The sequence below is a fragment of the Micromonospora sp. D93 genome, assembly GCF_018070365.1.
GTDB lineage: Bacteria > Actinomycetota > Actinomycetes > Mycobacteriales > Micromonosporaceae > Micromonospora > Micromonospora ureilytica.
This window is the reverse complement of sequence record NZ_JAGPXW010000003.1, coordinates 337,718-364,508: the sequence shown is the minus strand read 5'-3', so window position 1 is coordinate 364,508 and position 26,791 is coordinate 337,718. Positions and strand designations below refer to the sequence as shown.

Sequence of the window (26,791 nt, the reverse complement as noted above, 5' to 3'; positions counted from 1 at the left end):
GATGGGGGAGAGGGACATGACCTTCGGTGCGAACGTGCGCTCGGCCTTTCGCCGAGGCGAGACCGACGCCGTGGTGCGGATGAGCGAAGCCGAGATCGAGCGGGCCCAGGCGGCCGGTGACCCGGCGGGCGAGGTGGAGGCCCGGTACAGCCTGGCCCGGGTCGCGATTCGCGGCGGCGACCTGCCGGGCGGAGAGGCGCGGGCCCGGGAGGCTCTCGCGGTGGCGCTGCGCTCCGGCGACCGGGCCCTGGAGGAACGGCCGAGGCACGTGCTCGCCGCCGTGGCGCGCATGTCCGGCGACCTGCTTCGTGCTCGGGAGTTGTACCGGGAGAGCATCGCGCTCAACGAGGCGCTCGGCCAACCCACGACGGTCAACTCCGAAACTCACAACCTCGCGTTCTGCGAGCTGGGGTTGGGCAACCTCGACGTGGCGAGAACGCTGTTCGCCGAGAACCGCGAGCGGGTGTTCCACAACGGCTGGACCGACTTCGTGCCGTACGTCTGCGTCGCGGGTGCCGCGCTCGCGTCCGCCGAGGGTGACCACCTGCGCGCGGCGCGGATGATCGGCGTCGCGGATGCGGCGTTCGCGGCGCTCGGCCAGGTGCCGGACCCGGACGACGCGGCGGACCTCGCCAGGATGCGCGCCGCCGCGATCGAGGCGCTCGGCCCGGCCGCCTTCGACGAGGAGTACGCCGTGGGCCAACTCCTCGAACCGAAGGCGGCCTTCGGCTAAGCGGCCTCGGGTGAGGTCGAGGCTCGGGCCGCGGTGATGGTTCGTCCCCGCTCCGACAGCGGGAAGCGGTCGAGCATGGCGCGTACCTCGTCGGCGCTCACGTTGGCGCCGAACAACTCGCTGCCCGGTTCGAGCCGTACCCCCTCGGCCAGCGGGCCGGCGACGACCGGATCGAAGCCGAGCGCGTCCACCAGGGCCGCGATCTCGGTGAGGTCGGCGCTGTCGTCGCCGGCGATCGCGATGGCCTTGCGGCCGGCCACCCCCGCCGGCCGGGCCTCGTCCTCCAGGTCGTGGTACCCCATGTGGTTGAACGCCTTCACGACGCGCGAGCCGGACAGGAACGCCTGGACGGTCTCGCTCGACGAGGTACGCGGGTTGGTGAGGTCGTCGCGGATGCCGTCGATCTCCCACCAGTAGTTCATGGCATCGACGACGAGCTTGCCGCGCAACGCCTCGGCGGGAACGCTGGGGTACTTGCCCAGGGGCAGGGCGAGGATGACGATGTCGGCGTCGGCCGCCGCGTCGACCGACGTGGTGGCCTCCGCCCCCGGGGCGAGGACCTCGACGGTGAGGGCGATCTTCGCCGGGTCGCCGGAGCCGGCGACGCGTACCCGGTAGCCGGCGGCGACGGCGAGCCGGGCGAGCACCGTGCCCACCTTGCCTGCCCCGAGGATGCCGATCGTCGCCGGCCGGCTCCGGTCGTTGTCGTTCATGTCGTCCTTTCGCTGGGAGGTGCTGATCAGGCCAGCAGTTCGCGGACCATGGGGATCACCTTCGAGCCGTAGAGCTCCACGGCGCGCATCCGGGCGCTGGCCGGTTGCGCTCCGGCCGAGTAGATGAGGTCGAACCGGCCGACGCCGAGGCTGCGGATCGCGCGGGCCATCCGGCGGGCCACCGTCTCCGGCGAACCGATGTAGAGGGAGCCGTTCTCCACCTCGGAGTCGAACTCCTGACGGCGGATCGGGGGCCAGCCCCGCAGTTTGCCGATCCGGTCCCGCATGATCCGGTAGTGCGGCCAGTAGATCTCCTTGGCCTGCTCGTCGGTGTCGGCGATGAAGCCCGGCGAGTGCATCCCGACCGGGTGCGCGGTCGTACCGAGCTGGTCGGCCGCCCGGCGGTAGAGGTCGATGTAGGGCGCGAAGCGCTCGGGGGCGCCGCCGATGATGGCGAGCATGAGCGGGAGCCCGTACTTGGCGGTGCGGACGACCGACTGCGGCGAGCCACCCACACCGACCCAGGTGTCCAGGTGACCCGATTCGGTCTTCGGGAACACGTCGGCGTTCTCCAGCGGGGCGCGCAGGGTGCCGCTCCAGGTCACCGGCTTCTCGTCCAGCAACTTCACGAACAGTTCGATCTTCTCCTCGAACAGCGTGTCGTAGTCGCGCAGGTCGTACCCGAAGAGCGGGAACGACTCGGTGAACGAGCCGCGACCGAGGATGACCTCGGCCCGACCGTTCGACAGCGCGTCCACTGTGGCGAAACGCTGGAACACCCGCACCGGGTCGTCCGAACTCAGCACTGTCACGCCGGAGGCCAACCGGATCCGCGAGGTGCGGGTGGCGATGCCGGCCAGCACCGTCTCCGGCGTGGAGACCGAGTACTCCGGCCGGTGGTGCTCGCCCAGGGCGATGACGTCGACCCCGAGTTGGTCGGCGAGCACGGCCTCGTCGACGACCTGCCGGATCGCCGCCGCGTGGGAGACGAGCTTGCCGGCGTCGTCCTGCGGCACGTCGCCGAACGTGTCCAGGCCGAACAAGAGATCAGACATGGTTGGGCTCCTTCGCCAGCAGCTCCCGGACCCGCGGCGCGACCACACTGCCCAGCAGTTCGATGGTGCGCGCGCGTGCCTCGCGGGGCAGGTGCATGATGTCGTACTTCAGGTCGAAGCGGCTCAGCCGCAGGTCGCGGGCGACAGTGGCGATCTTCTGCGCCACCGTCTCGGGTGAACCGACGAAGAGCGCCCCGTGGTCGATCTCGGCCTCGTAGCGCGCGCGGTCCGGTTTGTAGAAGCCGCGTTCGGCGGCCAGGGCCGCCACGACCGGCTGCCAGTATCGCCACCACGTCTCCACCGCCTCCTCGTCGGTGTCTGCGACAAGGCCGAGTGAGTGCTGCCCGATTGGCTGCAGGGTATGCCCGGATTGTTCGAGCGCCCTGGTGTAGAGGTCGACGTGGCCGGCGAAGCGCTGGGGACGCCCGCCGATGATCGCGAGCATGAGCGGAAGTCCGTGCCGGGCGGCGCGGATGACCGAGTTCGGGCTTCCCCCGACACCGATCCAGGTCGGGATGCCGCCGGCCCGCATCCGTGGGTGCAGGCGCTGCGCGGTCAGGGGGCTTCGCACCGTGCCGGACCAGGTGACCGGTTCGTCCTGCTGGAGCCGCAGGAAGAGGTCGAGCTTCTCCTCGAACAACCGCTCGTAGTCGGCCAGGTCGTAACCGAACAGCGGAAACGACTCGGTCGCCGACGCACGCCCGAGGACCATCTGGGCGCGCCCGTTGGAGACGGCGTCGAGGGTGGAGAACTCGTGGTAGAGCCGTACCGGGTCGTTGGTGCTGAGCACGGTGACCGAGGTGCCGAGGCGAATCCGCTCGGTCGCCGTGGCGGCCGCCGCCAGCAACACCGGCGTCGCCGAGTCGTTGTGACCCTCGCGGTAGTGCTCACCGACGCTGAACACGTCGATTCCGGCCGACTCGGCGAGCCGTGCCTCGTCCACGAGTAGCCGTACGGTCTCGGCGTCGCTCAGGACCCGGTCGCCGTCGGTGGCCACCTCCCCGAACGAGTTGAGCCCCAGCTCGAAGTCTGCAGCTGCCATCGTCTCCTCCTCGGTGCAATCCGCCGGCGGCCTGCGGGAGCGGACCTACCGGTTGACGTGTCAATGATGCTAACTTGGCGATTGACACGTCAATTCCCAGGAGAGTGAGATGACGGAGGCCACACCCGGCCGTCGCGGTGGACGCCAACTCCCGACCACCGACGAGCTGCGGATCTGGCGGGACTTCATCGAGACGACTGCTGCTCTCGGCTCCCGGCTCGAGTCCCGCCTACAGAACGACTCGTCGCTCTCGACGGGGGACTACGCCGTGCTCCTCGCCCTCAGCGAGGCGGAGGGACAGGCCATGCGGTCGTCCGAACTCGCCGCGCACATCGGGTGGGAGCGAAGCCGGCTCTCCCACCACCTCGGACGGATGGAGCGGCGCGGTCTCATCCGCCGCCAGGAGTGCGCGACGGTTCCCCGGGGGGCGGAGGTGTTGCTCACGGCGGCCGGCGCCGAGGCGTTCAAGGGGGCCACCTTTCCCCACCTGCGCGCCATTCGTGAACTCTTCGTCGACGCCCTCACGTCGGAGCAGATCGTCGCGGCCGGCGAGATCGCCACGGCGTTGAGAGCACACCTCGACGTCCTGCACCGACCCGGACCGACCGCCCACTGAAGACCGTCCCCTGGCCGCCTCAGCGCACCCGTGTTGGCCTTCTGACCTGCGGTTTTGTCGGATCCGAGCAGTAGCGTTCGGGGCCTGCGAGTGGTACGACTGTTGCACCGCATCGCGTGGTGCGAGGGCAGTAGGAGATGGCGGATGCGTTTCACGAGCATTAGGCCCCGGCGGTCCTTCCGCCCGACGCCTTCGACGGTCCCACCCGGAGGCGGGATCGGACCCGCGTTCTCGTGGACGACGGATCGGCAGTGACCATCCAGGAGAACGCGGACGAAGCGGCGGCTGCCTATGCCCGCGGTGTGGACGCGGGCCGGATCGAGCAGCGTCTACAGGGGCATGACGAGCACCTGCAAAGGATCAACGGCTCGATCGACTCGATGACGCAGGCGCTCCGGTCTCTCACCGAGGAGCTACGTGCCAACGTCGTACTGTTCAGCGCCAACGTGACCGCGGGCCGCCGTGACGCCAGTGAGCGGGACAGGATAGCGGCGGTCCGGGTGGAGGAGGCGGGCATCGTCGAGTCCCAGAGGACGGTCCGGTGGACGGCGTGGCAGCGCCTGTTCGCTGTCGTCGGCGCGATCGTGCTGGTCGTGAACTTCGGCCTCGGTCTCTACCTCGCGTTCGGCCGCTGACCTGACGTCGGGGAGTCGCCATCGGATCTGGGCTCCAGCACCACCACAGTGGTTTCGGACGATCGCCGCGCCGCGTGGGCGTCGAAGTTCTTGTCGGCCTCGCTCCAGCGTGGCCACAGTCGCGACCGTTCGTCGCCGGTGGCGGCGCGACCGCGGACCAGCCGTCGCCCGTCGACCATTTCGACGGACGCGTCCGGGCGGGCCTGTAGGTTGAGCCACCAGGCGGGGGCACCCTCGCCCCACCCGTTCATCGCCACTCCGACCAGGTTCGGGCCATCCTCGAAGTACGCGATGATGACGCCGCGCTGCTGACCGGTGCGGCGACCGATAGTGGTCAGCCGCAGCGTGCCCCAGCGGGTCTCGCGCGGTCGCCACAACCCGACCCGGCTGCCGGTGACCCGGTACAGGCCCCGGTGCATTGACCAGGCCGTCCGGATGAACCACCGCGGCGGAAGCCACGGCGCCTTCGTTCCCTGACCATCCGACATGACGACCTCCTCCACCGACCACCGCCGATGGCCCGACAGGCTGCCATGTCCGGTCGCTGGCCGCCACTGTGGACCGAGATCCCCAAGTCTGCCGGCGCGAGCGCGGTCAGCGTCCCGCTGTCCATGATCTGACCATGGATCGAACCGATCGGTGCGGGCCCCGCGCGGGCGGCAGCCGGGTGAGTTACCGCTGCCAGGCGTCGATGGTGCGTACACCGTCGCGCACGACACGATCCAGGGTGGCCGGGTTGCCGCTGGTGCCCTCCCACCCCTGGTCGTTGAAGACCGTCACCACGCTGTCGACACGGGCCACGGCGATCTGGCTGGACGCGGTGTCGCCGGTGCGTTCGCCGTTCAGGCTCGTCTCGGGCCAGGTTCGGGTCAGCAGCAACGCCTCGTCGCCGACACCGGGCAGGGCCTTGCTCTTGACGGTGACGCGGTTCCCCGACTGGTCGTACGAGGGGCACGCCTGCACGGCGGCGCGGAGACGGCTCAGGTAGCCCGGGGCGCCGTCGCCGTCGAAGGTGAAGATGGTCTGGTGGATCATCCCCTGCGGCACGTTGCTGGAGGGCGCGCCGGCCGTCTGGTAGGTGACCGTCATCGCGGCGCTCGCGGTGACCTGCCGGCCGCCGGTGGCGAACTCGTTGCCGCACAGCTTCGGCAGGGCCTCCTCGACCGGGGTCGTCCGTCGGGGAGACTTCCGCAGCTCGGCGGGCAGCTCGACGAAGGCGGAGGTCGGGATGGTCACCGGGGTGCTCGCGCTCGGGGATGGTGAGTCTGTCGGGGCCGTTGACGCCGTCGCGGTGGCCGGCGCGGTCGTCGCCGGGGCGGAGCCGGGCGCGTCCTCGGTGGCGGTGCAGGCAGCGGTCAGTGCCATGGTCGCGAGCAGCGGGAGCAGCACGAGCGCGCGTCGCGCACGGGCCGCCGGCAGTGGTGCGTATCGGCTCATCATCACCCCTTGTGTATCCCGGGGCAGTTCCCCGCGCCGGGCCGGCCAAAACGACCACGCGGCGCCTCGGAGATCGACCGGACCACGGAAACGAATGTGTCGTCGCACCGGCCGGGCCGCTATGATGCCCGCATGACCAGCGTATTCGCTCAGTGCACCACCGGACTGTCGTGTGACGTCCAGGTCGGTGCGGGGCGACGCCGGCGATCCGTCGCCCGCCCGCGCTGACCTGTTTCCTGCGACCGGCGGATCGAGCCGCCGGTCGTTCGCTGGTCGTCCTCGGTCCGCCCGCATCTCCCCGTCAACGGCTCGCGTGACAGCGCGAGTCCGAGCGAGATCGGCGTACTCATGGATCTTGAAAAGCTGTTGTCCGACCGGCTGGCACCGGCGTTCGCGGCGGTGGCCGGCAGTCCGGTCGACCCGCTCGTGCGGCGGTCTCCGCGTGCGGACTTCCAGTCCGACGCGGCGCTGGCGCTGGCCCGGCGGCTCGGCCGCCCGCCGCGGGACATCGCCGCCGCGGTGGTGGCGCACGCGGTCCTCGACGACGTCGGCGTGTCGGCGGAGGTCTCCGGGCCGGGTTTCCTCAACCTGACGGTCAGCGACCTCGCCCTGGCCGACCTGGTCATCCGGCTGGCGGGCGACACCCGGCTCGGCGTGCCGCCGACGGCGACGCCGCAGACAGTTGTGGTGGACTACTCGGCGCCCAACGTGGCGAAGGAGATGCATGTCGGTCATCTCCGCTCCACTGTCATCGGCGACGCGGCGGTGCGGCTGCTGGACTGGCTGGGGCATCGGGTCGTGCGGGTCAACCACCTGGGTGACTGGGGGACACCGTTCGGCATGCTGATCGAGCATCTGATCGACCTCGGTGAGGCCGAAGCCGCGCGGAACCTGTCGATGGGGGACCTGGACACCTTCTACCGCGCGGCCCGGGTGAAGTTCGACGCGGACGAGGCGTTCCAGGAACGGTCGCGGCTGCGGGTGGTCGCGTTGCAGGGCGGCGACGAGCGGACCCGGCGGTTGTGGCGGCTGCTGGTGACGCAGTCCGAGCGGTACTTCCTGACCGTGTACGACCTGCTCGACGTGACGTTGTCCGCTGACGACTTCCGGGGCGAGAGCGCCTACAACAGCCTTCTCGCGGGCGTCGTCGACGACCTGGACCGGCTGGGGCTGCTGCTGCCCAGCGGTGGGGCCGCCTGCGTGTTTCCGCAGGGGTTCAGCGGTCGGGACGGCGAGCCGTTGCCGCTGATCGTGCGCAAGAGCGACGGTGGGTACGGTTATCCGGCCACCGACCTGGCCGCGCTGCGGCAGCGCGTCGGTGAGCTGGGAGCGACCCGGCTGCTGTACGTCGTGGGCCTACCGCAGCGGCAACACTTCGCGATGGTGTTCGCCGTTGCCCAGGCGGCCGGTTGGCTCCGTCCGCCGGCCCAGGCCGAGCATCTGGGCTTCGGGTCCATCCTCGGCGCCGACGGGCGGATGCTGCGCAGCCGGGCCGGCGGGTCGGTGAAGCTGGTCGGGCTGCTGGAAGAGGCGGTCGCCCGCGCCACCGACCTGGCCCGGAGCAGGAACCCGGACCTGGACGCCGCGGCCGCCGACGAGATCGGCCGGGCGGTGGGCATCGGCGCGATCAAGTACGCCGACCTGTCCGTCGATCGGACCAAGGACTACGTCCTGGACTGGGAGCGGATGCTCGCGCTGGACGGCAACACCGCGCCCTACCTGCAGTACGCGTACGCCCGGATCCGGTCGGTGCTGCGGCGGGCCGGGACCGCCGCGCGGCCGGACACGACGATTGTGTTCGCGCAGCCGGAGGAGCGGGCGCTCGCGGTCGAGCTGCTCGGCTTCGCCGGGGTGGTCGGCGAGGTGGAGCGGAGTCTCGAGTTCCATCAGCTCGCCGGCTACCTGCACCGACTCGCGACCGCGTTCAACGCCTTCTACGAGCGCTGCCCGGTGTTGCGTGCTGCGGACGAGCTGCGGGAGAGCCGCCTGCTGCTGGCCGAGCTGACCGCCCGGACCCTGCGGCAGGGGCTGCACCTGCTCGGCATCCGCACACTGGAGCGGATGTGACGAGCCAGCCTCCCGGCCCGGTCAGCGGGCCCTCTTGGTCGCCCGCTTCCTCGGCGGCGTCAACAGGTCGGCGATCTGCGCGATCGCGGCGGGCACCAGGCGGTAGTACGCCCAGACCCCGCGCTTGTCGCGTTCGAGGAGGCCGGCCTCGGTGAGGATCCGAAGGTGATGACTCACTGTCGGCTGGGAGAGATTGAGCGCCGAGGTGAGGTCACTAACGGACGCCTCACCTTCCGGCGCGGACTGGATCAGGCTGAGCAACCGGAGTCGCGCCGGATCGGCGAAGGCCTTCAGCACCCCCGCTAGCCGTTCGGCATCGGCCCGCTTGATGGGATCGCCGGTAAGCGGCGAGATCGCAGGCATGGCAGTTTTCGCAGTTCCCACGCCTGCCATAGTGACACCAACACCATCAATAAACCCGCAGAACCGGCACCAGTCCTTCGATGGCGTCCGGATGGCGGCACGGAAGCACCGAACGTGAGTCGAACGTCGACGTCCGTGGTGGCCACAAGGGCCGTGTGGAGCTGCGGGAAGCTCCACACGGCCCAACGGCGACAAGGTGCGTCAGCGGCGGGGTTTGGGTGCGATGCGGGGCAGGACGTACGGCGGCCCAGCGAAGATCAGGTCGGACTTCAACTCCTGGTACGCCCGCTTGGGCTGGTAGTTCTCGTCGTAGATGGTGGCCAGGCCCTCCGGCGGGTCGTCGAACCAGCCCGGCACCCACGAATGGTTGTCACTGAAACCCCAGACCGTGTACGACAGGCAGCTGCGCACGGCGAGGCACGCCTTCATCAGCACGCTGAAGTTGGCGGCCGACGCCTGTAGCCGAGGGTTGATCTCCTCCGAGTTGCCCGCCTGGACGCCCTCCGTCAGCTGGCTGCGGACGTCGACCTCGGTGAACGCGGTCGCGACGCCGAGCGAGGCGAACTTCTTCAGCGCGGCCGTCACCTGGAGGGTGTCGAAGTTGCCGTACTGGGTGCCCAGGTGGCCCTGGGAGCCGACGCCGTCGATCGGGACACCCTGGGCGCGCAGGCTCTTGGTCATGTCGTACACGAACTGGGTCTTGTCGTCCGCCGGGTTGCCCGAGCCGAACGCCTCGATGTTGTAGTCGTTGTAGAACAGCAGGGCCTTGGGGTCGGCGGCCCGCGCCCAACGGAACGCGTCGGCGATGTAGCCGGGCCCGAGGTTCTGCGCCCAGAAGCCCTTGTAGTGCAGGGTCGACGGGGTGTCCCACGGGTCGCTGACGGCCTCGTTGACCACGTCCCACTGCCAGATCTTGCCCTTGTAGCGGTTGACGACAGTGGTGATGTGCTTGCGCAGCAGCTCGCGCAACTCCTGCTTGCTGATGGAGCCGTCGGCGACGCCGCTGGTCAGCCAGGCGGGCAGCTGGTTGTGCCAGACCAGCACGTGGCCGCGCACACTCTGCCGGTTGCGCTTGGCGAACTCGACGAACTGGTCGGCCGGCGCCCAGTTGTAGCTGCCGCGGGTGGGTTCCAGGCTCTCCCACTTCATCACGTTCTCGGCGGTGACCGAGGCGAACTCGGTGGAGGCCAGCTTGCGGTACTGCGGGTCGCCGGCGTCGTTGAGGGCATCCATGCTCACCGCGGTGCCGACGTGCAGGCCGTGGCGCAGGCCGAGGGTGCCGAGGCTCTGCGTCGTGGGGTCGTACGGCCGACTCGCGGTCGCGGGCACCGTGTTCAGCGTGGCGATGGTCGCGACGGCGACCAGGCCGACGGTCGACCACTGTCTCAACTTCATGTGCCTGCCCTTCCAGACGATCAATAGATAGATGTCGATCTAGGAGGTGAGGGTCCGGCGTTGGTGGGGTGACGCCGGTAGTTCCGGCCGGAAACCGGAAACTTGCTCGAAACGTTAAGCCGATCTATGTCTGGGCGTCAACGCTGAAAACTTCCGGAAATTCATCACATGACCTGCCCAGCCCTGAGCGGCCAGCGGTCGAAACTTTCGGCGGCCGCAGGCCGGCAACCGGCGGCACGCCGCGCTCGGTGACGTCGGCACGACGCACGCCGCAGGCATCGTCGACGCGAGGGCCGACGATGCCTGGTGCCGCTGGGGGAGACCGGTCAGCGCAGACCGGCGAAGAGGTCGTCCTCGGGAATCGGCGCGCCGGTCCGGTCCCGGACCCGGAGGAATGTCTCCACGCCCATCAGCTCGGTGAACCGCTCCTGGCCCAGTTGCAGGAAGAAGATGTTCTCGGTCTGACTGGCGTGAGTGGCCAGCGCGTCGAACTTCTGCGCGCCGTACTTGCTCGTGTCCACCCAGGTGGTGATCTCGTCGTCGGGAAGGCCGAGCTGCGGCCCCGGCTCATCCGCCGCGTCCGGCTCGGCCCACTCGACGCCGAGCTCCTTCATGATCCGACCGAACTGCTCGAACGCCGTACGCGGCACCGTGGTCCAGTAGACCTTCGCCGGGACGTCGGTCTGCTCGACGGCGGCCATGGTGATCCGGTGGGCCTGGATGTGATCCGGGTGGCCGTAGAAACCGTTCTCGTCGTACGTGACGATCACGTCCGGCTGGTACCGCCGAATCAGCTCCGCGAGCCGGGCCGCCGCGTCCACCACCGGCGTCGTCCAGAACGCGCCGGGCAGGTCGTTTGTCGGCCAGCCCATCATCCCGGAGTCGGCGTAGCCGAGGGTCTCCAGGTGGGTGACGTTCAGAGTCGCGCAGCTGGCCTCCAACTCGGCCTGACGCATCGCCACGACGGCGGCCGGGTCGTGCCCCTCCTCGCCCGGCTTGACCCCACCCGGGCCATCCCCGCATCGCCCGTCGGTGCAGGTCACCAGCACGGTCGTTACCCCCTCGGCGGCGTAGCGGGCAAGAACACCACCGGTGCTCGTCGCCTCGTCGTCGGGGTGGGCGTGCACCGCCATCAGGGTCAGAGGTCGCTCAGCCATGCCATCACCCTACGGTCCTCCGGCTACGACCCTACGACCTCCACCGGGAAGGAGTCGGTCCTCGTCATCCCGACCACCGAGTACGACACGATGACGGTCTGCGTACCTGCGGTGGTGGGGTCGTACCCCGAAACCGTGTACCCGCCGTGGCCGTGCGCCAGTATCTCGTCCCGCACCCCGTCGGTGTAGTCGGCCGTGACCACGAGACCCGTGCGGTCGAGGGGCTCGCCGACGGCGTACGTGGTCCTGCTCGGTGGCTTCCGCACCGCGACGCTCGTCAGGTCGGCGCCCCGCATCGCGGCGTGCTCCGCCTGGGTGAGGGCGAAGACGGTCCCGTGGCGCAGCACGCCGTCCGCCAGGTCGTATGCGGGCTTCCGACTCCAGTCGATGGGCGTCCAGTCGCCCGACGCGAGGTCCGCGCTCCAGTACGGGTGCAACTGCTCCTCCAGGTGCCTACCGGAGGGCGACCCGGCCCAGATCTGGTCGGCCCAGAGGTAGTAGCCCGGTCCGCGTACGTCACCGGGGTTCGCCTTGACCACCATCGGCGCCTCGGCGTAGGTGGTGTTCATCGCCCGGTGGGTGATGCAGCTCGCCACCAGTTCCCACTCCTCCGGCGGAGCGAGGATGGAGGACGACCGCTCCTGATAGATGTCCTCCGAGCCGCACGACGGGACGTACGGTGTGACCCCGACGCCGGTGGACGTGCGGTCGCTGACGAAACGGTGGTACGACCCGTCGGTGTCGTCCCGGAGGATCACCGCGTCCAGCGTCCCGTGGTGGGGGCGGTTGCTCATCACCCGCGCCGGCGTGAACGTCACGAAGTCCCGGGTGGTGCTGTAGAGGGTCTGGTTCCGGGTGAGCGGGAAGCGGCCACGCGGATCGGTGCGATCCGGTGTGTAGTACGTGCCGGGGGCGTACATCGACGAGGTCCAGTAGACGACGTAGGCGCCGATCGACTCGTCCCAGATGGCCTCCGGGGCGAACGCCATGCCTGCCTCTTCCGGGGCCACCAGCACGTGTCGCTGCTCGGACCAGGTCCGCAGGTCGGTGGACTCCCACACCTCGATGTGCCGGCTCGCGCCGCTCTGCGCCCAGTCCCAGCCCTGCCACCCGTACGCCCGGCCATCGACGTTCAGATCGGTGGCGACGAGATAGAACCTGTCCCCCTCCGGGGAGCGGACGATGGACGGGTCGCGAAGGGCGTGCATGCCCCTGGCGGACCGGAGCACCGCCTGCCCGTCATTGACCGCGGTCCAGCTGGTCGGATCGTTGCCGATGCTCGCCGCGAAATAGAGCTGCTGCCCCGCCTGGCTGTTGGACCGAGCAAAGTTGACCATGCCGTAGCGCGAGAACGGGGCCAGCGTGACCCTGGGGCGCTCCTCGGTCTGTGTCACCCGATCACCTTCCGCCACCTAGGGCTCGCCGGAGTTGGCATTTTACCCAGTTCGGCATCCGCCGAGCGGTCCTTGTGTGAACGGTGCTCAGGCTCCGGGCAGGTCGTTAGATTCAGCCGTGGCCAGCACATCCGAGCAGGTCCGGACGCGGGGAGAAGTCGATGGCAAGGGCCGCTGGCGGGTTCACCGACCTGCGACAGGTCGAGGCCGGAGTCCTGAACGTCGGATACGTGGACGCCGGGCCGCCCGACGGGGACCCGGTGATCCTCCTGCACGGGTGGCCCTACGACATCCACAGCTTCGTCGACGTCGTACCGCTGCTCACCGCCGCCGGTCACCGGGTCGTCGTCCCGTACCTGCGGGGCTACGGCACGACCCGGTTCCTCTCCGACGACACGATGCGAAACGGCGAGCCGGCGGCCATGGGGCTCGACCTCATCGCCCTGATGGACGCCCTGAAGATCGACACCGCGACGCTCGCCGGGTTCGACTGGGGCGCGCGGACCGCCGATGTCGTCGCCGCGTTGTGGCCCGAACGCTGCCGGGGGCTGGTCTCGGTGAGCGGCTACCTGATCGACGGCCAGAAGTCGGGCACTGTGCCGTTGCCGCCGAAGGCGGAACTCGCGTGGTGGTACCAGTACTACTTCGCCACCGAGCGCGGTCGGGAAGGGTACGACAGGAACCGGCGCGACTTCGCCAAGCTGATCTGGCACACCGCGTCGCCCAGGTGGACGTTCGACGACGCGACGTTCGACCGCAGCGCGGCGGCGTTCGACAACCCCGACCACGTTGCCATCGTCATCCACAACTACCGCTGGCGGCTCGCCCTCGCCGACGGTGAGCCGCAGTACGACGAGATCGAGAAGCGCCTGGCCGCGAAGCCGAAGATCACGGTGCCCAGCATCTCCCTGGAGGGCGATGCCAACGGCGCGCCGCACCTGGAGCCCAGCGTCTACGGCAAGCAGTTCGCCGGCCGGTACGAGCACCGGACCGTCGGGGGCGGCGTCGGGCACAACCTGCCGCAGGAAGCGCCGCAGGCCTTCGCGGACGCGGTGCTGGAGGTCTGAGTCGACGACCTCCCGATCACCGGGGCGTCGGACGTTCCACCCGCACCGGGTCGCCGCGAACCAGCCCGTCGTGGATGCGCCACCGGGCGGTGGTGACGGCACGCCGCGCCGCCTTGTCGCCCTGCTCGACGCGTTGGCGCAGCAGGTCCAGGGCGATCCGGCGGTTGAGACTGAACTGCCGCTCCTCGTCCACCACGACCACCAGGCCCGAGGGGCGGTGCGTTGCGCGTACCGCCGTGCTGGCCTTGTTCCGGTGCTGACCACCCGGCCCGCCGGTGCGGCAGGCGACGATGTCGACGTCCGCCTCGCGGAACGCCGTCGGCCGAGCGTCGCGTTCGGGCGGCTGGGCGGTGACGTACCAGTTCTTGCGGCCGGTGCCCGACCGGTACGGGCTGGGGGCCTGCCAGCACAGCGTCCCGGTCCACGAGGCCGCGAACGCCTCGGCGTCGACGCCGGAGATCCGGATCAGCACCGACCGGTAGGTGCCGGCGCGGTCACCGCGCACCGCCTGAACCTCCTGGATCGTCAGACCTCGGCGGGTGCCCTCGCCGCGCAGACGGTGCAGCAGCTGACTCAGCGCCCAGGCGCACTCCAGCGGCCCACGCCCGGCCGACAGCAGCAGGGACGCGCTCACGACCGGCCTCGCCGGCCGCGGTGGCCCCGCCGGTCCGGTCGCGCGGCGGACCCGAGATCGGGCGTCTTGTAGGTGACCAGGGGAGTCGTGCTGACCACCGGCGTGGCCAGGTGGTGCTCGACCAGGTCCGCGATCACCTGCTCGATGCGCTTGTACGCCGTGGGCGCCTCCTCGAAGAGCAGCTGCCGGTCACCACAGACCACAAGCGACCCCACCGGGGTACGGCGCAGCTCCTCGACCGTGTGCTTGGCCCGGCCTCGCCGCAGGGCGTCGGCGCGGGACATCTTGCGTCCAGCGCCATGGGCCACGGAGTGGTTGGCGTCCGGCCCGGCGTGCGCGGCCACCAGGTAGGACGCCGTTCCCCGGGTACCGGCGATCAGGACGTCGCGCCCGTCGCCCGGCGCCGCGCCCTTGCGGTGCAGGTAGACCCCGTCCCGGACCTCGACCAGGTTGTGGCACTGGTCGACGATCGGCGCGGTGGGCTCGGCCCCCAGCGCGTACGCCACCCGGGCGGCCAGGACCCGGCGGTTGAGCGATCCCCAGCGCACCGCGTCGTCGTGCATGCTCAGGTAGGCGGCGGGGTCGGGAGCCGCCCCGGCGCCGTGGACCTCGGTGTGCGCCCGCAGGATCCGCTCGCCCAGACCACGGGAACCGCTGTGCACGATGAGCACGAGATCGCCCACATCGAGCCCGAGCCGACCCGCGTGACAGGCGTCGAGGATGGTGTCGACGCGGGCCAGCTCCACGAAGTGGTTGCCCCGGCCCACCGTCCCGAGACCGTCCAGGTGACCCGCCGGAACATCACAGTCGACGGCGGCCCAGGCGGGGTCGCCGACGTCCCGTACCGGGTCGAGCGCCTGGTCGAGGTCGGGGAACCGGGTGGCGAGCCGTTCCGGTACGGCACGCTTGAGCTTGATCGGAAACACGGCGATGCCGCAGCCGATGTCGGAGCCCACCAGGAACGGGTACAGCACTGTCGACGCCATGGCCGCGCCGATCGGCGCGCCCTTGCCGGGATGCAGATCCGGCATCGCGGCGACGTGCAGCATGCCGTCCAGGGCGGCGACCTGTTGGCACTGCGCGAGCGCTTCGGACTCGATCCAGCTCGCGGGAGAGGCGAACACCGTGACGGTGGCCGGGGCGGGCGGGGGCAGGGGGAGGTGGTGCTGGGACAAGGGGGCTCACTTCTCGCTGCGAACGTGGGAACGGACGGCGTCACGGCCCCGGGAGGCATCACCGGTGGCGCGGAGCAGGGGGTGGTGTCCGTCAGTACGTCATGGACGTCACTCTGGCCGAGGCGCGTCGGGCACGACAACCGATTTTTCTTCGCGACGTACGCTGCCGCGATGAGCGCACCGCGCCGCATCCTGGTCTACGGGGTGTACGGCTCCGGCAAGTCCACCCTCGCGGCGCGGCTGGCCGAGCACCTCGGACTGCCCTGGTATCCGGTGGACGACCTGCTCTGGCAACCGGGCTGGGTGGAGGTGCCGGTCGCTGAGCAGCGCAGCCGGATCGAGGAGATCTGTCGACGGGACCGCTGGATCATCGACGGGGCGTACCACGGTTGGCGGGACGTCCCGATGGCCCGCGCCGACCTGGTCGTCGGCCTGGACTATCCACGGTGGCGTTCGTTCGGACGGTTGCTCCGCCGCACTGTCCGCCGAGTGGTCACCGGCGAGGTGATCTGCAACGGCAACCGCGAGTCACTGGGCAGCGTGCTGTCCCCGGACTCGATCCTGGTGTGGCACGTCACGGCGTTCGGCCGGGCTCGACGGCGGATGCGGGCCTGGCGGGCGGACCCGTCCGCGCCGCCGGTGGTGTTACTGCGCTCCCCGGCGGACCTGGACGTCTGGCTGACCGGGCTGCCCCGCCGGTGAAGCCGTGGGGCGGCGGCGCACCGACTGACGGGCCAGGGCTTTGAGGGCGCCGGCCCACCCCCTGGGGGGGTGCGGGCCGGCGACGTCGGGTGGCCCGGCCGGCAGTGCGCCGGCCGGGCCGTCGATCAGGACTCCAGGCGTCGACGCCGCGCGAGGAGGAACGCGACCGCGCCGAGTACGACCATCGCGCTTCCGACGCCGGTCATGGTCGGGACCACACCGCCACCGGTCACCGGCAGGATGGGGTGCTTGCCGCCCGGACCACCGGGTCGACCAGGTGGTCCAGCGGGTCCGGACGGGCCAGGTGCTCCGGGGCTACCAGGTGCGCCGGGGCTTCCGGGTGCTCCGGGGCTACCGGGTGCTCCGGGGCTGCCGGGTGCTCCGGGGCTGCCGGGTGCTCCGGGGCTGCCAGGTGCTCCGGGGCTGCCGGGCGCGCCAGGGCTTCCGGGTGCTCCGGGGCTTCCGGGTGCGCCGGGGCTGCCGGGCGCGCCAGGGCTGCCGGACGGACCGGGCGGCCCGCTGGGTCCGGGCGGGCCGCTCGGCGCGGCGCAGACCGGTGCGCTGATGACGTTGGTGTCCAGGGTGACGGCCTCGGTGCGGGCCAGCGCGCGGCCCTGGAGGGTCGCGCCCGTGGCCAGCGTGATCGCGGCCTGGGCCATGATGGTGCCCACGAAGGTGGTGCCGGTGCCGATCGTCGCCGAGCTGCCGATCTTCCAGAACACGTTGCAGGCCGACGCCCCGTTGGTCAGGACGACGCTGCTGTTCGACGCCGTCGTCAGCGAGGAGTCGACCTGGAAGATGAACACGGCCGACGGGTCGCCCTGGCCGTTGAGCGTCAACGCTCCGGTCAGTTGGGCGGCCCCGATCCGGTAGACCCCTTCGTTGAGCGTGTTGCCACCCAGCTCGGCCGGGAGGTTGGTGAACGGAGTCCGGCCCGCGGCGTCGTTGAAGGCGATGGTCAGGTCGCTCTGGGCCTGGAGTGCGACGGCGTCGCCGAGGTGCACCTCGCCGCCGATGGTTGCCGTTCCGAAGCCGGAGGCGGTGTTCCCGGGGAACCGCCCGAGGCTCTGGGCCAGGAAGCTGGGGCCGGTGTTGGTGGGCTCCGCTCCGGCCAGGACGGAGAAGTCGGCCGCCGTCCCGAGGTTGACCGGTGCCTCCTGTGCGTTGGCGGCGGTCGAGCTGAAGAGCAGCAGGCTGGCTGCCACAGTGGCGGCTGCGCCAGCCGCGAGCGACGGCAGGACCACTCGCCGCCGTAGCCAATTCTTGGGTATAGCTGTCACAGAACACCCTCCGTGGGTACTACTCGCAGGAGACGGCCAGCGAGTGGCGCCCTGCGTGATACGGCCTGTATGGCGCCGATAAGCGCGCTGACCACCACATCACGTCAGCTGTTCAAATGAGGGCAAATTGGGACAATAGCCAAAGTGCATCTATCTGAATTGGAGCGACCTTCGCATTCCTGTTCGCCGTTCCCACGGCGGGTGGGGGAAGCGGTCGAGCGAACCTCGGCCTATCGCCGGACCGCCGGGACCGGCCTGATCGCGCGGCCGAGGACGCAGGGGGAGGAGGGGCTGTTGCTGGTGGCCGGGAAACGGAACGTGCGCAGCGCCTCCACCTCGAAGCCAGCCGCGCCGATGGCGGCGACGGTGTCGCGATTGGTGTGGCAACCGGCGAACAGCTTCGGCCACAGTGTGGCGTCGACGAGTCGTTGGGCGCGGTGCAGACGTGTGGCCTCCTCGGCGGCCACGTGTTCGAAGAACCGCACCTGGCCCCCGGGGCGCAGCACCCGGCTGATCTCGGCCAACGCGCTCGCCTGATCGGGCACGGTGCACAACACCAACGCGACCACCGCCGCGTCGAACTCGCCGTCCCCGGCGGGCAGCGCCTCGGCCAGACCGTCGACGACAGTGACCGGAACCGGCGCGTCCGACGCGGCGCGCTCGGCAGCGGCACGGAGGCGCCGTTCCGGTTCGACCGCGAGGACCTGGGTCACCCCCGGCGGATAGTGGGAGAACATCCGCCCGTTGCCCGCACCGATCTCGATCACCCGGCCGGACAGGCCGGCGACCAACTCTCGCCGGAACGCCGCCGTGCCGGCGCGGTCCATGGCGACGCTGAGCCGCTCGTACAACCGGGCGTGCACGGGGTGGGACACCGTGGCCACGTCGACCTCCTGATCTCCGTTGAACCGTTCTCCGGCGATTGTCCTTCATCCGCGCACGCTTTCCGTCTTACTGATTGGCAGCACGATCCAACCCAGCGCAGACAGGACGTGGTGCGAGCATGAAGATCGTCGTCATCGGGGGCAGCGGCCTCATCGGTTCCAAGCTCGTGGACCGCCTCGGTGGTCAGGGCCACGAGGCGGTGCCGGCATCGCCGAAGACCGGCGTGAACACCCTGACCGGCGAGGGAGTGGCCGATGTGCTCACCGGCGCCGAGGTTGTCGTCGACGTGTCGAACTCGCCGTCGTTCGAGGACGCCGCCGTGCTGGAGTTCTTCGAGACATCCACCCGGACGCTCCTCGCCGCCGCGTCGGCCGCCGGGGTGAATCACTACGTGGCGCTCTCCATCGTGGGGTGCGACCGGATCCCGGACAGCGGGTACATGCGCGCGAAGGTCTCCCAGGAGAGGCTCATCGTCGCGTCCGGACTCCCGTACTCGGTGGTGCACGCCACCCAGTTCTTCGAGTTCCTCCAAGGCATCATCGACACCGCCACGGACGGCGACACCGTGCACCTCGCGCCGGTGCTCATTCAGCCGATGGCTGCGGACGACGTCGCGGCCGCGGTGGCCGAGGTCGTGCTCGGCGCGCCGACGAACTCCGTGGTCGAGGTCGCCGGCCCGGAGCAGTTCCGCCTCGACGAGTTGGGCCGATCCCTCCTCGCCGACCAGCAGGACCGTCGTTCGGTGGTGACCGACCCCGACGCCCGGTACTTCGGCGCCAAGCTGGGCGAACGCTCGCTCGTCCCCGCCGACGGCGCGCGCATCCCCGGCACCAGCCTGGACGACTGGCGTACGCGGGCGAGCCGGGGGCAGTGAGCCGGCCTACCACCTCGGCGTCCCGGGCGGGTCGGCCCGCCCACCGAGGCGTCGCACCAACTCCCTTACCACCTCGGCGAACGGCTCGTCGGACTCACCCGGCCAGTGACCGTGGATGGGTGGGGAGACGCTGTCCCCGGGGGGCGTCACCACGTCGCGCGGATCACGCTGTCGGCGATCCATTCCGGCAGCCGGGTCGCCGCTGGTGGCCGGCCCGGGTGACGGCTGCGGTGAGAAGATCCAGCCGCCGATCGGGTCGGTGTCGCGCCACAGGTTCACCCAGCGCCAGCCCACCCGACGGCCGATCTCGCGCAGTGCCGCGTCGTCGACGTAGGCGGGGAAGAGCCGGGCGTAGAGGCGGCGTAGCGGTGATCCATGGGTGAGCAGGGCGACCCGGTCGCTGATCTGCGGCGGCAGTTGGAGCACCGTGGCGGCGAGCAGGACCGAGCCGTGGCTGTGCCCGGTGAGCAGCACCGTGTCGCCGCGTTCGACGAGGTAGGTGATCCGGCGGACCAGCTCCGGCACAGCCCGCTCGGAGTAGCAGGGCGGCGCGAACGGGTGGGCGGCCCGGGGCCAGAAGGTGCCCAGGTCCCAGAGGACACCGATGTGCCGGCGGTACGACTCGGTCCGGTACGCGAAGATGCCGCCGATGATCAGACCGAGGATGATCGCCGCGATCACCCAGCTACCGAACGCGATGCCGAACGTGACCGCGTCCGCCGGCAACCTCGCGTTCCGCTCGATGACGTCGCTCGGGAACTGCCCCAGCAGGCCGACGGTGGTGGTGGCCGTGGCGAGACCGGCGAGACAGCCGTAGAGCACGGCCAGTGGCACCAGTTTCTCGGTGAAGCGAGCCCGGGCTATCGCGTCTCGGACCTGCCGCAGTCGGGGCCCTGCCTCGGCCGGCGGGTCGGGGAAGTCACGCGCGACGATCGCCGCCGCGGCCCGACGTCGACTCCGGCGGGAGAGCAGGACGACGAGGCCAGCGACGACGACCGTGATCAGCAGGGCGCGGAAGAAGCCGTAGATCGCCCAGGTGTAGGCCCGGGGCGGGCCGGAGGCGATGCCCTCTCCGGTCGGCACGTCGCGGTCCAGGAAGTCCGCCACCCGGTAGACCAGCTCGGCGGAGTACGCCACCGCCATGCTGATCCCGGTGGCGGCGACGACCAGAGCGCCCAGCCCGAACAGCGGGGTGCCGTCGCGCTCCCGGCGCCGGTGCCAGAGCAGCACCACGCCGAGGGCGGCCAACAGCGTCGTCTGCGCCACGAACAGACCGGCCAGGGTCGTGTCGTAACCGGGGAGCCCGTGCTCTTCCGGCCACGGCCGAGAGCTGGTCAGCACGTGTGCCACGACGACGACGGTCAGGATCATGGCAGCGGTCCGCAGGGTGCGGGTGACCCGGTCGAGTCGTTTGTCGCCGGCGGCCCGGTCGATCAGCGGCGGCGTGCAGAGCAGCCCCACGCAGCCCGTCAGGATCACCCCGGTGACCGCCGTCAGCGCGATAGTGGCCGCCGAGGTGCCACCCGCGCCGCGGGCCAGGAGCAGGACGAGGTCCAGCGTCGCGAAGGCGGCCGCTACGTGGATGGCGCGCAACCGGCCCACCAGCGGCTCGGCGTCCCACTGACCGACTGTGCCGAGTCGGGACGCGGAGATGTTCTCATCGGGTGCGCGAAACGCCTCGAACGTCCGCCCCGGACGGCAGCTGACCCGCCAGATCAGGCCGATCGCGGCGGCCGGGACCACCGCTAGCACCGCCATCCGCAGCCCGATCGGCCGTCCACCGAACCACGACAACCAACTGCGTCCGGACAGGCAGTCCGTCGAGGCCAGGCACTTCCAACCGACGAGGTCCAGGGCGACCCCGGCGATGGCGAGCACGTACAGCACGGTGAGCGTGAGCGCCAGCAGCCGGCACAGCGACTTGACCGTCGCCTCGGAGCCGGGGTTCGCCGGGCGCATCCAGATCGCGACGTTGACCAGCATGAAGGGGAGCAGGAAGACCACCGCCAGGGTGCGGGCCACGGTCCCGGAGGGCAGGTCACCCCAGCGGTACGCCTCCAGCGTCACCCCGTGCACGCCGGTGTCCGAGTATCGGGGGCGCGGCCGGTAGAACCCGCCACTGCGGTCACCGGCGACCTGCCCGGTCTGTTGCAGGTCCAGCACCTGTGCGGCGCTCGCGCCGGAGACTCCGTGCACCCGTAGCTCCACGACCTCACCGGAGCTGTCCGGCCCGCTCAACCGCGCTGATCCATCCGATATCCCCCGAGGCGTCTCGCAGCCCTTGTCCCGCGACCCGGCCCCGATGGCACGCGCCGTGGCCGCCGACCGCGGCGACGGCAGAGCGGGGTCTACCCGAACCGGACGCCCTCAATCGCGGCGGGTCGGGGCGGCTACCGCCCCGCCCCGCCCCGCCCCGGCCGGGCCCGACCGGCGGGCGTCGTCGGTTCGGGTACGTCGTTCCACGGCCGACCGGCTCTGGGCGTACGCCGGGAGGGCGCTCACCTCGCGCTGAGCGCGGCCGGCCCGTGCCGGCGAGGATTGATCGGGTCGTGGCGGGGTAGGTGCCGCCATGGTCGCTGCCCGGCGCGGAGCGGACGCGGGCCCGTCGACCGTGCGGCTTCGGGACCGCGTGGTGGAAACCTGGCGCGACCGGGTCCGCCGGGTACGGACCATCGGCGGCCTCGCCCTGCAGGCCGGCCTGGCGGCAGGGCTGTCCTGGTTCGTGGCGCACTCGCTGCTGCAGGTGTCGCAGCCGGTCTTCGCGCCGATCTCCGCCGTCTCGACGCTCGCCGCGTCCGTCGGCCAGCGGTTGCGTCGCACCGTCGAGCTGATCATCGGTGTCACGGTCGGGGTGTTGATCGGCGACCTGCTGCTGGTGGTGATCGGCACCGGGTGGTGGCAGCTCGCCCTGATCGTCGTGCTGGCGATCGTCGTCGCCCTCTTCCTCGTGGGCAGCGCGGCGGTGGTGGTCCAGGCCGGGGCGACGGCTGTGCTCATCGCCACGCTCAGCCCGGCCGTCCGTGATCTGGAGATCCCCCGGTTCGTGGACGCGCTCATCGGGGGAGGGGTGGCGCTGCTGGTCACCGCCGTTTTGCTGCCGCTGAATCCGCTGCGGGTGCTCAACCGGGCCGCGCGGCCGGCGTTGGATCTGCTGGCGGCCCAGCTCGATGCCACCGCCGAGGCGTTGACCGAGCGTGACGCCGATCGCGCCCGTACCGCCCGGGGTGAGCTGCGACAGAGCGCCGGCCGGTTGAAGGCGTTCGTCGAGGCGACCCAGGGTGCCCGGGAGGCGAGCGTCCTCTCACCTGTCTACTGGCACCAACGGCACGGTCCGGTGGGCCGCTACGCGCAGGCGGCGGAGCCGATCGACCGGGCGATGCGCAACAGCGGCACCCTGATCCGACGTTCGGTGACGCTCATCGAGGACGGCGAGCCGGTGCCGGAGTCGTTGCCGACGGCGGTGGCCGATCTCGCCGAGGCCGTCCGCCTGCTCAAGCGGCAGTTCGCTGCGGGCGCTGAGCCGAATCGGGCGCGCGAGCAGGCACTGCGGGCGGTCCGGACGGCCGGGCACGCCTATCGGGACGGTGTCGGCTTCTCCGGTGCGGTCGTGGTGGCACAGGTCCGGACGACCGTCAGTGACCTCCTGGTCGCCTCCGGCCTGCGTCAAGAGGACGCGAATCACCTGGTCCGAAGGGTTTTTGGCGATCTTTGAGAGCCTGGTGACCCGCAGCGGAGCCAGACGGAGGCACCTTCTTGAGCCATGACTGTTGCATTCTGAGCCAGAGTGGTGCCATGATGGTGCCATGGAGCTGAGGTCATACGTCGAGAACCTGCGTAACGAGTTCGCCGTGGCCGCGGAGGGCGTGGACCCGGAGGCCAGAGCGCTGGCCGAACGACTCTTCGCGCAGTTGGAGGCGGCCACCCGCCTCACGCTGCTGGAAGCGCTGTCCGACGCGGCCGACGAGATCACCCGTGACCTCGCACCCGGCTCGGTGCACGTTCGGTTGCGCGGGCGCGAGCCCGACTTCGTGGTGACGCCGGCCAGCCCGCCGGTCGAGGTGACGAGCGAGCCGAGCGGCCCGCCACCGCTGTCGGTGCCGGTGTCCGTGCCCGACGGTGAGGAGGGCGGCACCTCGCGGATCAACCTGCGGCTCCCCGATCACCTGAAGGCCAGCGTCGAGGACGCCGCCGGCCGCGCCGGGCTCTCGGTCAACGCCTGGCTGGTGCGCGCTGTCGCCGGTGCCATCGGGGCGGGCGACACGCAGCGTCGTCCACCGCGCCGGGTGGAGCCGACCTCCGGCCAGCACTTCACCGGCTGGGCCCGCTAACTCCCCGTACCCCTTCCACCATCACGCCGCTGACCAGCGGCGACCTCCGCCGACCACATTTCGGGAGACCACCATGCCTGTTTTCGAGACGCCAGAACCGATTTCCGTCCAGATCGAGCTGCCGATCGGCGATGCCTGGATCGCCGCGAGCGACCGCACCGACACGGTGGTGACGGTGCGGCCCCGTGACCCGTCGAGCAAGGCCGACGTGAGCGCCGCCGAACAGAGCACCGTCGAGTTCGCCGCCGGGCGACTGGTGATCCGGGTGCCTAAGAGTTGGCGCCGCTACGGTTTCGGCCCCGGGCCGTCGGTCGACGTCCAGATCGAGGTGCCGACCGGGTCACGGGTGTACGCCGAGGCGGCGTGGGCGGCGTTCCGCTGCGAGGGTCGGCTCGGCGAGTGTCGGATCAAGACCGGCAGCGGCATCCGACTCGACGAGACCGGACCGTTGGAGATCGACAGTAGCCACGGCGACGTGGCGGTCGAGCATGTGCTGGGCTCCGCCCGGGTGAAGGCCTCGTCCGGCAAGGTGCGCATCGGCGCTGTCGACGGCACCGCCGAGATCAAGAACTCGTCCGGCGACTGCTGGATCGGCCGCAGCGGTGGCGACGTCCGGATCAACACGGCCTACGGCGACATCACGGTGGACGCCTCACAGGCCTCGGTGACGGCGCGCACCGCCTACGGCAACCTCCGGCTGGGCGAGGTCACCCGCGGCGCGGTCGACGCACAGACCTCCTTCGGCGCGATCGAGGTTGGCATCCGTCGCGGGACCGCCGCCTGGCTCGACGTCAGTTCCAAGCACGGCCGCGTGCACAACGCGCTGGAGTCGACCGACAGCCCGGCGCAGACCGACGAGACGGTCGAGGTCCGGGCGAACACCTCCTACGGCGACATCATGATCCGCCGCGCCTGACCCACAGCCCGCCGACCACAAATGAGGAGACCATGACCAGCTCCATGAACCCCGCGATCGTCGCCACCGACCTGCGCAAGTCCTACGGCGACAAGGTCGTGCTGAACGGCATCGACCTGATGATCACCGAGGGCACGATCTTCGCGTTGCTCGGTCCCAACGGCGCCGGCAAGACCACCACAGTGCAGATCCTCTCCACCCTGATCGACGCCGACGGCGGTAACGCCCGCGTCTTCGGCCACGACCTGACCCGAGAGCCCGACGCGGTACGCGCGCTGATCGGCGTCACCGGCCAGTTCTCCGCCGTCGACAACCTGCTCACCGGTCGGGAGAACCTGACCCTGATGGCCGACCTGTGCCACCTGGACAGGGCCGCCGGTCGGCGACGGATCGCCGACCTGCTCGACCAGTTCGACCTGACCGAGGCGGCGGCCAAGCCGGTGTCGACGTACTCCGGTGGCATGCGCCGCCGGCTCGACCTCGCGATGACCCTGGTCGGCGAGCCCCGCGTCATCTTCCTCGACGAGCCGACCACCGGCCTCGACCCGCGCAGCCGCCGGGCCATGTGGCACATCATCCGCGCACTCGCCGCCGAGGGCGTCACCATCCTGCTCACCACGCAGTACCTGGAGGAGGCCGACCAGCTCGCCGACCGGGTGGCGTTCCTCGACCACGGCCGACTGATCGCCGAGGGCACGCCACGCGAGCTCAAGCGGCTCATCCCGGGCGGCCACGTCATGTTGCAGTTCGCCGACCAGGAGGGGCTCGACTCGGCCGCCCGAACGTTCGAGGCCGGCACCCGGGACGACGCGGCGCTCACCCTCCAGGTGCCGAGTGACGGCGGGGTCGGGTCGCTGCGATCCCTGCTCGACCAGCTCGACGGCGCCTCGATCGGCGTTGCGGGGCTCTCCGTGCACACCCCCGACCTCGACGACGTCTTCCTCACCCTCACCGGTCAGCCCGACACCCGGGCCGACCGACCCGACCACGAAAGGGCTCCCGCGCGATGAGCACCCTCTCCCTCGCCGTCCGCGACTCGAGCACCATGCTGCGGCGCAACCTGCTGCACATGCGGCGGTACCCGTCGATGACGTTCCTGCTCATCGGCATCCCGATCATCATCCTGCTGCTCTTCGTCTACGTCTTCGGCGGCACGCTCGGCGCCGGCCTCGGCCCGACCGGCGACCGTTCCCAGTACGCCAACTACGTCACCCCCGGCATCCTGCTCATCACTGTGGTCAGCGCCGCGCAGGGCACGGCCATCTCGGTCGCGATGGACATGACCGAGGGGATCATCGCCCGGTTCCGGACGATGTCGATCTTCCGACCGTCGGTGCTGACGGGCCACGTACTGGGCAGCCTGGTCCAGACCATGCTCAGCCTCGCGGCCGTCACCGTCGTGGCGCTGCTGGTCGGGTTCCGGCCCACGGCCAACGCTGTCGAATGGCTCGCCGCGGTCGGCGTGCTCGCAATGATCACTTTTGCGCTCACCTGGCTGTCCGTCGCCCTCGGTCTGGTCAGTGACAGCGTCGAGACGGCCAGCAACCTGCCCATGCCCCTGATCCTCCTGCCGTTCCTCGGCAGCGGGTTCGTCCCCACCGACTCCATGCCGGCCGCGGTGCGGTTGTTCGCGGAGTACCAGCCCTTCACGCCGGTCATGGAGACCCTTCGCGGCCTGCTCCTGGGCACCGGGATCGGGAACAACGGGATCATCGCGGTCGTCTGGTGCGCCGTCATCACCGTTGGCTGCTTCCTCTGGGCCAAGGCTCTGTACAACCGCAACCGGACGTCCTGATCCGAACGGCCCGCGGTTTCGCATCGCGAGAGAGAGCCGGCGGCTCGGCCCAGCGGGGTCGGGCCGCCGGCTCGTGGCGTCATGCGACCTGAGGACCGGGGCGAGCGCGTGATCGGGCCGCGGGCCGGCGATCATCGCATGATCCGCTTGCGGACCGACGGATGATCACATGATCGGCTCCGATGTCGTGGAGCCGGCCGGTCGTGCCGCCGCGGACCCCACGACTTCAGGAAACACGAGTGGACCTTTTTCGCCGGCGCGGTCCGAAGGGCGGCCGACCCGGGCGACGGGGGCGCACCAAGACGTTGAATGTTATCGATAACACAGTCACGTCGGCCGGCTGCGCGCGGCGCGGCTCGCCCCTCCGGAGTGCTCAGTCATGAGCCCGTATGGTCATCTATGGCCGTGGCGCGGATCTGAGCACGCGAGCGCGACGCCCGGCCGATGTTATCGCTGCCATCACCGCCGAAAGTTACGTGGTCGCTATCGCACGGTCGTCCCGCAGTGTCCGGCGCGGTGACCCTGCCG

26 protein-coding genes are annotated in these 26,791 nt (G+C 70.6%); 12 read left to right on the top strand and 14 right to left on the bottom strand.

The annotated features are described in order from the left end of the window. Positions 1-16 precede the first annotated feature (16 nt). The gene (locus tag KBX71_RS06045; protein ID WP_210817004.1) at positions 17-733 is read left to right on the top strand and encodes a tetratricopeptide repeat protein; all 717 of its coding nucleotides are present in this window, start codon (positions 17-19) and stop codon (positions 731-733) included. Here KBX71_RS06045 and KBX71_RS06040 read toward each other — a convergent pair. Genes KBX71_RS06040 through KBX71_RS06030 form a run of 3 tightly spaced genes read right to left on the bottom strand, consistent with a single transcriptional unit; the run spans position 730 to position 3,543 of the window. Further along, positions 730-1,446, bottom strand: a complete 717-nt coding sequence (locus tag KBX71_RS06040) for an NADPH-dependent F420 reductase (protein ID WP_210817003.1) — start codon at positions 1,444-1,446, stop codon at positions 730-732. The genes KBX71_RS06045 and KBX71_RS06040 overlap by 4 nt on opposite strands. Positions 1,447-1,472: 26 nt before the next feature. Continuing rightward, complete coding sequence (locus KBX71_RS06035) at positions 1,473-2,501, bottom strand: LLM class flavin-dependent oxidoreductase (protein WP_196927614.1); 1,029 nt, start codon at positions 2,499-2,501, stop codon at positions 1,473-1,475. Further along, the gene (locus KBX71_RS06030; protein WP_210817002.1) at positions 2,494-3,543 is read right to left on the bottom strand and encodes an LLM class flavin-dependent oxidoreductase; all 1,050 of its coding nucleotides are present in this window, start codon (positions 3,541-3,543) and stop codon (positions 2,494-2,496) included. Before KBX71_RS06030 ends, KBX71_RS06035 begins: the two co-directional genes overlap by 8 nt. A gap of 109 nt (positions 3,544-3,652) precedes the next feature. On the opposite strand from KBX71_RS06030, the gene KBX71_RS06025 reads away from it, so the two are divergent. After that, the gene (locus KBX71_RS06025) at positions 3,653-4,159 is read left to right on the top strand and encodes a MarR family winged helix-turn-helix transcriptional regulator (protein WP_210817001.1); all 507 of its coding nucleotides are present in this window, start codon (positions 3,653-3,655) and stop codon (positions 4,157-4,159) included. 251 nt (positions 4,160-4,410) lie between these two features. Then, the gene (locus KBX71_RS06020) at positions 4,411-4,794 is read left to right on the top strand and encodes a hypothetical protein (protein WP_210817000.1); all 384 of its coding nucleotides are present in this window, start codon (positions 4,411-4,413) and stop codon (positions 4,792-4,794) included. On the opposite strand, the gene KBX71_RS06015 is transcribed toward KBX71_RS06020, so the two are convergent. Together KBX71_RS06015 and KBX71_RS06010 are read right to left on the bottom strand one after the other, a co-directional pair. Continuing rightward, entirely contained in the window at positions 4,773-5,282 is a 510-nt protein-coding gene (locus KBX71_RS06015; protein ID WP_210816999.1) for a nitroreductase/quinone reductase family protein, read from the bottom strand. The two genes, KBX71_RS06020 and KBX71_RS06015, sit on opposite strands and share 22 nt — an antisense overlap. A gap of 184 nt (positions 5,283-5,466) precedes the next feature. Continuing rightward, the gene (locus KBX71_RS06010) at positions 5,467-6,231 is read right to left on the bottom strand and encodes a hypothetical protein (RefSeq protein ID WP_210816998.1); all 765 of its coding nucleotides are present in this window, start codon (positions 6,229-6,231) and stop codon (positions 5,467-5,469) included. Positions 6,232-6,579: 348 nt separating this feature from the next. Between KBX71_RS06010 and argS the strand changes: the two genes are divergently transcribed. After that, a complete protein-coding gene (gene argS / locus KBX71_RS06005) occupies positions 6,580-8,298 on the top strand; it encodes an arginine--tRNA ligase (RefSeq protein ID WP_210816997.1) in 1,719 nt (572 codons plus the stop codon). 21 nt (positions 8,299-8,319) lie between these two features. Here the strand turns inward: argS and KBX71_RS06000 are convergent, their stop codons facing one another. From KBX71_RS06000 to KBX71_RS34510, 4 genes are all read right to left on the bottom strand, one after another. Beyond that, entirely contained in the window at positions 8,320-8,661 is a 342-nt protein-coding gene (locus KBX71_RS06000) for a helix-turn-helix transcriptional regulator (protein ID WP_030333934.1), read from the bottom strand. Positions 8,662-8,862: 201 nt separating this feature from the next. After that, positions 8,863-10,056: an endo-1,4-beta-xylanase gene (locus KBX71_RS05995; protein ID WP_210816996.1), complete on the bottom strand. Its 1,194-nt coding sequence runs from the start codon at positions 10,054-10,056 to the stop codon at positions 8,863-8,865. Between the two features lie 326 nt (positions 10,057-10,382). Further along, complete coding sequence (locus KBX71_RS05990) at positions 10,383-11,213, bottom strand: PIG-L family deacetylase (protein ID WP_210816995.1); 831 nt, start codon at positions 11,211-11,213, stop codon at positions 10,383-10,385. A 23-nt stretch (positions 11,214-11,236) separates the two neighbouring features. Next, positions 11,237-12,607, bottom strand: a complete 1,371-nt coding sequence (locus KBX71_RS34510; RefSeq protein WP_210816988.1) for a bacterial Ig-like domain-containing protein — start codon at positions 12,605-12,607, stop codon at positions 11,237-11,239. Between the two features lie 161 nt (positions 12,608-12,768). Here KBX71_RS34510 and KBX71_RS05980 point away from each other — a divergent pair, with 161 nt between their 5' ends. Further along, the gene (locus KBX71_RS05980) at positions 12,769-13,674 is read left to right on the top strand and encodes an alpha/beta fold hydrolase (RefSeq protein WP_210816986.1); all 906 of its coding nucleotides are present in this window, start codon (positions 12,769-12,771) and stop codon (positions 13,672-13,674) included. 16 nt (positions 13,675-13,690) lie between these two features. On the opposite strand, the gene prfH is transcribed toward KBX71_RS05980, so the two are convergent. After that, positions 13,691-14,308 (bottom strand): peptide chain release factor H, encoded by a 618-nt coding sequence (prfH, locus tag KBX71_RS05975; protein WP_210816983.1) that lies wholly within the window; start codon positions 14,306-14,308, stop codon positions 13,691-13,693. Beyond that, complete coding sequence (locus tag KBX71_RS05970; protein ID WP_210816981.1) at positions 14,305-15,483, bottom strand: RNA ligase RtcB family protein; 1,179 nt, start codon at positions 15,481-15,483, stop codon at positions 14,305-14,307. The genes prfH and KBX71_RS05970 overlap by 4 nt, the downstream gene beginning before the upstream one ends. A 171-nt stretch (positions 15,484-15,654) precedes the next feature. Between KBX71_RS05970 and KBX71_RS05965 the strand changes: the two genes are divergently transcribed. Beyond that, positions 15,655-16,185 carry an AAA family ATPase gene (locus KBX71_RS05965; protein WP_210816979.1) on the top strand — a complete coding sequence of 177 codons (531 nt, stop codon included), beginning with the start codon at positions 15,655-15,657 and terminating at the stop codon, positions 16,183-16,185. A gap of 125 nt (positions 16,186-16,310) precedes the next feature. On the opposite strand, the gene KBX71_RS05960 is transcribed toward KBX71_RS05965, so the two are convergent. Further along, positions 16,311-17,465: an ice-binding family protein gene (locus KBX71_RS05960; RefSeq protein WP_210816977.1), complete on the bottom strand. Its 1,155-nt coding sequence runs from the start codon at positions 17,463-17,465 to the stop codon at positions 16,311-16,313. A gap of 230 nt (positions 17,466-17,695) precedes the next feature. Further along, complete coding sequence (locus KBX71_RS05955) at positions 17,696-18,349, bottom strand: methyltransferase domain-containing protein (protein ID WP_307846974.1); 654 nt, start codon at positions 18,347-18,349, stop codon at positions 17,696-17,698. A gap of 119 nt (positions 18,350-18,468) precedes the next feature. Between KBX71_RS05955 and KBX71_RS05950 the strand changes: the two genes are divergently transcribed. Then, the gene (locus KBX71_RS05950) at positions 18,469-19,224 is read left to right on the top strand and encodes an SDR family oxidoreductase (protein WP_210816975.1); all 756 of its coding nucleotides are present in this window, start codon (positions 18,469-18,471) and stop codon (positions 19,222-19,224) included. 6 nt (positions 19,225-19,230) lie between these two features. Here the strand turns inward: KBX71_RS05950 and KBX71_RS05945 are convergent, their stop codons facing one another. Continuing rightward, positions 19,231-21,462, bottom strand: coding sequence for a hypothetical protein (locus KBX71_RS05945; RefSeq protein WP_210816974.1), 2,232 nt, complete (start codon positions 21,460-21,462; stop codon positions 19,231-19,233). A gap of 331 nt (positions 21,463-21,793) precedes the next feature. Here KBX71_RS05945 and KBX71_RS05940 point away from each other — a divergent pair, with 331 nt between their 5' ends. The 5 genes from KBX71_RS05940 (at position 21,794) to KBX71_RS05920 (ending at position 26,263) form a co-directional block, all read left to right on the top strand. Further along, on the top strand, positions 21,794-22,936 hold the full coding sequence (locus KBX71_RS05940) for an FUSC family protein (RefSeq protein ID WP_210816973.1): 1,143 nt from the start codon (positions 21,794-21,796) through the stop codon (positions 22,934-22,936). A 91-nt stretch (positions 22,937-23,027) separates the two neighbouring features. After that, positions 23,028-23,552 carry a hypothetical protein gene (locus tag KBX71_RS05935; protein ID WP_210816972.1) on the top strand — a complete coding sequence of 175 codons (525 nt, stop codon included), beginning with the start codon at positions 23,028-23,030 and terminating at the stop codon, positions 23,550-23,552. Positions 23,553-23,625: 73 nt separating this feature from the next. Next, positions 23,626-24,468, top strand: a complete 843-nt coding sequence (locus KBX71_RS05930) for a DUF4097 family beta strand repeat-containing protein (RefSeq protein ID WP_210816971.1) — start codon at positions 23,626-23,628, stop codon at positions 24,466-24,468. A gap of 32 nt (positions 24,469-24,500) precedes the next feature. Next, positions 24,501-25,478, top strand: coding sequence for an ATP-binding cassette domain-containing protein (locus tag KBX71_RS05925; protein ID WP_210816969.1), 978 nt, complete (start codon positions 24,501-24,503; stop codon positions 25,476-25,478). Continuing rightward, positions 25,475-26,263, top strand: a complete 789-nt coding sequence (locus KBX71_RS05920) for an ABC transporter permease (protein WP_210816963.1) — start codon at positions 25,475-25,477, stop codon at positions 26,261-26,263. The genes KBX71_RS05925 and KBX71_RS05920 overlap by 4 nt, the downstream gene beginning before the upstream one ends. Positions 26,264-26,791: the final 528 nt, after the last annotated feature.